The organism is Salinivibrio sp. MA427, from assembly GCF_001996115.1.
Lineage (GTDB): Bacteria > Pseudomonadota > Gammaproteobacteria > Enterobacterales > Vibrionaceae > Salinivibrio > Salinivibrio costicola.
In genome coordinates, this window is sequence record NZ_MUFH01000202.1 from 1 (window position 1) to 5,931 (window position 5,931).

Consider the following 5,931-nt stretch of genomic DNA (forward strand, 5'->3'; position numbering starts at 1 on the left):
TCAATTTCGATGGTTAGGTGTCGAATATCTAATAACGGCATTATTCAGTTCCTGCGTTGATGGCTTGGCTGACGCCCTCACCGACAAGGTTAACAACCAACACGCTAAACGCAATGGCTATGCCGGGCAGGGTCACTGTCCAGGGAGCGGTAAAAATAAGCTCAATGGAATCACCGAGCATAGCGCCCCATTCGGGGGCTGGGGGTTGAGCCCCTAATCCTAGAAAACCCAGCGCGGCAACATCCAAGATCGCGACCGAGATTGCACGGGTTACTTCAGTACTCAATACGGTGACAATATTCGGCAAAATAGAATGGTGTAACAGATAGATATTATTCGCGCCATCCAAGCGTGCGGCGATGATGTAATCTTTCTCTATTTCATCGTGGACCGCGGTATACACCGCACGAATAATTCGAGGGATCAGTGACAACCAAATCGCGAGCAATATCTGGGTTTCACCGACACCGAGAAAGGCGACCACAATGATCGCCAATAGCAGCGAAGGGATGGAAAGAATGCTGTCAAGAATNTGGTCATGCCTGCCAGCACACCAATAGCGATGCCGACCAACGACGCGGTTAATGCCGTTATCAGCGCCAATCCAAAGGTTAAGCGAGAGCCGGCAATTAAGCGCGATAGCATGTCGCGGCTCAAATCATCGGTGCCGAGAAAAAACTCAATCTGCCCAGACTGTACCCAAGAGGGTGGCATCAAAAGCTGACCCGTTTGATGTTGCGGGCTCCAAGGGGCGAGCAAGGGTGCAAAGAGGGTCACTAAGAGAAGCCCGGCTAGACACCAAAACCCAATCACAGCTAACTTATTGCGGCGAAAGGCAGTCCAAGTCCGCTCAAACTGAGTGGGAATATGCTGTTCAACGTAGACACTATTTGAGGGCATACCATTTCTTCCTTACCAGCGGATTCATAAACGCCCCTAGCACATCGGAGACAATATTAATCAATAAGACAAACCCACCAATCGCGAGTACGCCCGCCTGTACAGAGGTATAGTCTTTGACAAGGAGCGCATCGAGTAACCAACGCCCAATGCCTGGCCNTCTTAATAATTTCAGTTGTCGGAACCACGGCAAGCGTCAGTGTCGGGAGAGCAAGATGACGCATAATATCGGTCGCGACTTTTCCCTGGAGCGGTAAATCCGAGAGCCATAAATCGACTAACGCAAACCCAGAAATATGCGGAATCTCATACAAAAGGTTGTAGCGGCCTGATACGGGGAACCATTGTAAGTCGAGTGAGAACACCATAATCAGTAAGATGGCTAACCAGAATGTCGGAATCGAAAATACCACGACGGCGAGGGATGAAATCACTTTATCAGTGGGGCCTTGGCTACGCAGCCCTGCGAGCGTGCCGAGCGGTACGCCGACCATCACGCTAATGGCCAGCGCGGAAATACAGAGCTCTAAAGTCGCCGGTGCGACATGGGCAAGAATATTGACCACTGGCTCCCCGTTAGCCGCAAGCCCTAGGTTTCCATCAATGAGTTGGCGTAGATAATAAACCCACCCTAACCAATAGTCATATTGGTGCCATCCTGAATCAGGCGACAATAAAATGATGTTATAAGCGACCAAGGTGAGGATCACCAAGGTGATCAAAAATAAGTTGAAGCGTCGTAAGGTATAAATCAGCATGGTTTAGCGCTCCCGTGACACATCAGCAAAACTGTCTGCCCCAAAGGGGGTCATCGTGAGCCCGGTTAAATGTGCATCACGGACTTGGTGTTGAATACCATGGGCAAGTGGCACCACCGGCATCCGACGGTCAAGAATGGTTTGTGCGTCCTGGTATAAGGTTTTGCGCATGGCCATATTGTCTGTCGCAATTGCCTCATTTAAGGTTTGATCGAAAAAGCGGTTACACCAATTGGCGATATTCCACCCCGTGAACTTGGCATTGCAAGTCAGTAATGGGCGTAAAAAAGCATCAGGATCCCCATTATCGGCCACCCAACCGGTAAGCACCATACCGTGACTGTCATCGCCTTCCCGAATCGATGCGCGGTTAACGGTTTTTTCTGGAATGATATTTACGTCTATGCCAATTTCTCCCAGATCGGCCTGGATCAGTTCGGCGGTTTTACGCGGACTTGGATTAAACGCCGTGGGCTTTAATGGCACCGTTAAATCAACACTGAACCCATGGCGATACCCGGCTTTGGCGAGCAGGGCCGCTGCGAGCTTGGGATCATGTTGGCTTTGCTGATTAGGGTCATACGCCCAAGACATCGGTGGCAACAAGCTGGTGGCAGGCGTGCCTGTGCCATAATACACCGAGCTTAGTAAGGCGCCGCGATTAATCGCCAGATTGATCGCCTGACGAACCTCCACCTGCGAAAGCGCTGGATGGCGGGTGTTGAGCGCAATAAACGCCACGTTCATCCCCGTTTGAGATGATAAACGAAAGCGCGGATCATTCACCACGACGGGTAACTGACTGGCAACGGGAGAGGCGAGCACATCACATTCACCCGTCAGCATTTTTGCCAAGGTGCCCGTTCCTCGGGTTGAAATATCAAAGACCACCTGCTCCATCGGGGCGGGACCTTGCCAATATTGCCAGTGGCGGCGCAGACGAATTAATTCACGAGGCTGATATTCAGCCATAGCAAACGGGCCAGTGCCAACCGGGTAGGCGTCGATCTTTTCCGGTGTACCGGCGGCTAATAATTGGTTGGCATATTCTTTTGAAAGAATCACCGAAAATTTGGTGGCCAGTGTAGAAAGAAACGACACATCGGGTCGCGAGAGGGTAAATTGCACACGATAGGTATCGGTCGCTTTGACACTCGAGACTAAACTTGAAAAATCCATGCTATCGAACCATGGATATTGGCCGCCAGAAATGCGATGAAAAGGGTGACGGGGGTTAATCAAGCGCCGAAAAGAGAAAACAACGTCCTCAGCATTGAGGTAACGAGACGGCGTAAAAGTCACACTGCGATGAAAAGCCACACCACGACGGAGTACAAAGGTATAGGTTTTACCGTCATCACTGACCTCCCAACTTTTCGCGAGCATGGGCTCGGGTTGGTAGGTGTCAGGGTTCAGCTGAAGCAGGCGATCGTACAGCTGGCTCGATAAGGTGTCTGCGGTCAGGCCGCCATCGGTCAACTGAGGGTTAAATGTGTTCGGTTGGCCTGGGCCACAAAACACAAAACCACGGTTGTCGGCCGCACGTTGATCGTTAGCCGCATCACAACCTGCGAGAAGCAGACCGCTCACGCCCAGGATCAAAAACTGGAAAAAAACGCGCATAAACCAAGTAAAATCAGCTATCAAAATGAATCCCGTAATCTACCACCGAAACGGTCTTACCACCAAGTAAAGTAGGGGTTATCTTGCGTTTCTGTGTCCGTGAGTTGTCCCTGTGCCGATAAAGGTTGAGCAACCACAAGATTAGTTATCTTGTCCCACGTTATACTTGCGCAACAGCCCCCTGAATTGATGGTAGCTTAGGCCGAGTAACTGCGCGGCCTTCCTCTGATGATAGTTGGCTTGCGACAACGCCGCTGTGACCAAATCGCGTTCTTGTGTGGTTTGCCACTCACGCAGATCAAGAGGAAAGGCTGGAAGTGAACCTTTGACCGCTGAAGGAGCATGTGTGGATTGCTGAGGCTGCCAAGGCGGTGAAAATGGGTCAAGGCAAATCGTATCGATGGGTGTGGTGGCATCATTATGGCGAGAGAGCGCCCGCTCAACTGCATTTTTCAGCTCTCGCACATTACCTGGCCAGGAGTGTGTTAGCAATTGTGCTTGGGCCGATTGCGAAAAGCCCGCAAATAATGGATAACCGAGCTCAACCGCCATTTTCATGGCAAAGTGCTCGGCCATGATCAAGATATCCTGCTGGCGCTCGCGAAGCGGGGGAAGATGGATAACGTCGAAGGCGAGCCGGTCCAGCAGATCAGGACGAAATTGGTTGTCTTGCGCAAGCGCGGGTAGATCTTCATTGGTGGCGCACACCAGCCGAACATCTGCGCGCAAAGGCGTGGTGCCGCCAACACGTTCATATTCGCCATATTCAATCACACGGAGTAACTTTTCCTGAACGCCCTGAGGCGCGGTAGCAATCTCGTCCAAGAATAGAGTTCCGCCCTCAGCGCGCTCAAATCGGCCCGCATGTCGGCCTTTGGCACTGGTAAAAGCACCGGCCTCATGGCCAAAGAGCTCAGAATCGATCAGCCCCTCGCTTAGCGCCGCACAGTTCAAGCTCACAAGCGGTTGTGACCAACGGGTTGAGAGGTAATGAAGACGCTGCGCGATTAACTCTTTCCCGGTGCCGCGCTCACCCATAATCAGAACCGGACGGTTGAGCGGGGCCAGCCGACTAACATGGTCTAACACGGCTAAAAAACGGTCGGACTCCCCCAGTAAGTTATCTTGTTCTCGCATGGCGATTTTTACCAAATAGTGGTTTTATTCATCATGAACGGTTTAGAAGGCCGACGCAACTGCTTTTAACCGATTGAAAAATAGTGCATAAAAAGTTGGCATACCGTTTGAATAAGTGTGAGCAGGTTTAAACAAACTTGAACAAATAGAAGGAGTCAGTGATGGGAATCTTTTCTCGTTTTGCAGATATCGTCAATGCCAACGTCAATGCCTTGCTCGATAAGGCAGAAGATCCACAAAAAATGATCCGTTTGATCATTCAAGAAATGGAAGACACCTTGGTAGAGGTGCGGACATCATCAGCGAAAGCGCTGGCAGATAAAAAAGAAGTCGCGCGTAAGATTGAAAACATCGAACGCCAAATTCAAGACTGGCAGGAAAAAGCCTCGCTAGCGCTGCAAAAAGATCGTGAAGATCTCGCGCGCGCTGCCTTGATCGAAAAACAGAAAGCGCATGATGTGAAAGTCGCACTCGATGAAGAGCTGAGTTTAATTGCGGAAAGCGTTGAAAAACTGAGTGGTGAAATTGCAGCGCTTGAGACCAAGCTGAGCGAAACGCGGGCACGTCAGCAATCGCTGAGCATTCGCCGTGAGACTGCGGGCAATCGTCGTGATGTACGTCGTCACCTCGGCAGTGGTCGTGCGGACGAAGCAATGGCGAAATTTGAACAATACGAGCGCCGTATTGACGAACTTGAAGCGGAAGCCGACAGTTATCAAGTTGGCAAAGGCAAAGGACTAGACGACGAGTTCGCGGATCTTCAAGCCCAAGACGAAATTGAGAAAGAGTTGGCGTCTTTAAAAGCCAAAATGAAAGATAATCAATCATAACCAATACGACGAGGAGCGGACATGTCATCACTATTTCTTGGCTTTCCACTGGCGATATTTTTACTGTTCGTCGCCCCGCTATGGCTGTTGCTGCATTACCGCAGTAAACGCCAAGTTGAGCAGGGCTTAAGTGGGCAAGATTACGAAACGTTACAGCAGCTGGCTCAGCGCGCTGAAAAACTGCAAGCCCGTGTGGATAACTTAGAGCGCTTGCTTGATGCTGAAGCGCCACAATGGAGGCAACGCGCATGAGGGGAACCTTATATCGAGATCCCGACAACGGCCGCATTGCCGGTGTGTGCGCCGGCCTTGCCAACCACTTTGGGATGGAAACCTGGTTAGTACGGATCCTGACGGTCTCCGCGTTTTTGCTCGGCTTCGGTTTTTTTGTGGTGGTGGCCTACATCGCCGCCGTGCTGATCTTAGATAAAAAACCGGCGCAAGAACACGAAACGGTTGAGCCGGCTCAAGCGGCGCCAGCGCATCAGGTGAAACAAAAGCCATGGCAGTCGGGCAAGTCAGCCAGCCAACTGATCCGTGATCTCAACGGCGAGTTCACGCAAATGGAAGACAAGATCACTCAGATGGAAGCCTATGTGACATCATCAGCGTTTAACGTTGATCAAGCGTTTAAAAAGCTATAATCCGCCTCAACTTATCAGAACACGCATTTAACTATGCAC

Annotated in this window: 5 protein-coding genes and 2 pseudogenes; 3 read left to right on the forward strand and 4 right to left on the reverse strand. The window is 50.9% G+C overall.

Features of this window, described 5'->3' with window-relative positions; translation table 11 throughout:
- Window positions 1-40: 40 nt before the first annotated feature.
- The 4 genes and pseudogenes from BZG79_RS11645 to pspF all read right to left on the reverse strand — a co-directional run bounded on the left by BZG79_RS11645 (window position 41) and on the right by pspF (window position 4,418).
- Window positions 41-900, reverse strand: a pseudogene (locus BZG79_RS11645) (ABC transporter permease subunit).
- Window positions 887-1,658 (reverse strand): annotated as a pseudogene (locus BZG79_RS11650) (ABC transporter permease subunit). The pseudogenes BZG79_RS11645 and BZG79_RS11650 overlap by 14 nt, the downstream one beginning before the upstream one ends.
- Window positions 1,659-1,661: 3 nt before the next feature.
- Window positions 1,662-3,281 carry an ABC transporter substrate-binding protein SapA gene (sapA, locus tag BZG79_RS11655; protein WP_077575836.1) on the reverse strand — a complete coding sequence of 540 codons (1,620 nt, stop codon included), beginning with the start codon at window positions 3,279-3,281 and terminating at the stop codon, window positions 1,662-1,664.
- A gap of 141 nt (window positions 3,282-3,422) precedes the next feature.
- Window positions 3,423-4,418 carry a phage shock protein operon transcriptional activator gene (gene pspF, locus BZG79_RS11660; RefSeq protein WP_077774463.1) on the reverse strand — a complete coding sequence of 332 codons (996 nt, stop codon included), beginning with the start codon at window positions 4,416-4,418 and terminating at the stop codon, window positions 3,423-3,425.
- 161 nt (window positions 4,419-4,579) lie between these two features.
- On the opposite strand from pspF, the gene pspA reads away from it, so the two are divergent.
- From pspA to pspC, 3 genes are read left to right on the forward strand one after another with little or no spacing between them, the layout of a single operon-like run.
- Window positions 4,580-5,248, forward strand: a complete 669-nt coding sequence (pspA, locus tag BZG79_RS11665; protein ID WP_021022380.1) for a phage shock protein PspA — start codon at window positions 4,580-4,582, stop codon at window positions 5,246-5,248.
- A gap of 21 nt (window positions 5,249-5,269) precedes the next feature.
- Window positions 5,270-5,500 (forward strand): envelope stress response membrane protein PspB, encoded by a 231-nt coding sequence (gene pspB / locus BZG79_RS11670; protein ID WP_021022379.1) that lies wholly within the window; start codon window positions 5,270-5,272, stop codon window positions 5,498-5,500.
- On the forward strand, window positions 5,497-5,892 hold the full coding sequence (gene pspC / locus BZG79_RS11675) for an envelope stress response membrane protein PspC (RefSeq protein WP_021022378.1): 396 nt from the start codon (window positions 5,497-5,499) through the stop codon (window positions 5,890-5,892). The genes pspB and pspC overlap by 4 nt, the downstream gene beginning before the upstream one ends.
- The last annotated feature ends 39 nt before the right edge of the window (window positions 5,893-5,931 follow it).

Bases quoted from the DNA above. Each gene is read 5' to 3' on its own strand.
- pspA (WP_021022380.1), top strand. From the start codon at position 4,580: ATGGGAATCTTTTCTCGTTTTGCAGATATCGTCAATGCCAACGTCAAT.
- pspF (WP_077774463.1), bottom strand. From the start codon at position 4,418: ATGCGAGAACAAGATAACTTACTGGGGGAGTCCGACCGTTTTTTAGCC.
- pspB (WP_021022379.1), top strand. From the start codon at position 5,270: ATGTCATCACTATTTCTTGGCTTTCCACTGGCGATATTTTTACTGTTC.
- sapA (WP_077575836.1), bottom strand. From the start codon at position 3,281: ATGCGCGTTTTTTTCCAGTTTTTGATCCTGGGCGTGAGCGGTCTGCTT.
- pspC (WP_021022378.1), top strand. From the start codon at position 5,497: ATGAGGGGAACCTTATATCGAGATCCCGACAACGGCCGCATTGCCGGT.